The following is a 230-nucleotide window of genomic DNA, read 5'->3' on the forward strand; positions in this document are numbered from 1 at the left end:
CTTTGGCCTCAATTACGTCGAAGATGGCCACGAACACAAGGCTGCGCGGCGTTTTCGCAAACAGTTCGACACCCTGCCAGACCTTAACGAAGGCGAACTGGAGAACGAAATTACCAGCCTGCGCCTGAACGTGGTAATGCTGTTCGACGGTGACAGCCTCGACGGTTACACCCATTGTCCATTGGCCAAGCTGACCCGCAACAGCATGGGCGGCTTCAATATTGACCCGC

General features: G+C 55.7%; 1 protein-coding gene. It reads left to right on the forward strand.

Translation table 11 applies throughout. The features are described from left to right. Positions 1–230, forward strand: a 230-nt coding sequence (tssK, locus tag R0J88_RS24115) for a type VI secretion system baseplate subunit TssK (RefSeq protein WP_410901474.1), incomplete at both ends; no start/stop codon positions are given.

Source organism: Pseudoalteromonas sp. SIMBA_162, assembly GCF_046535955.1.
GTDB classification, from domain to species: Bacteria; Pseudomonadota; Gammaproteobacteria; order Enterobacterales; family Alteromonadaceae; genus Pseudoalteromonas; species Pseudoalteromonas marina.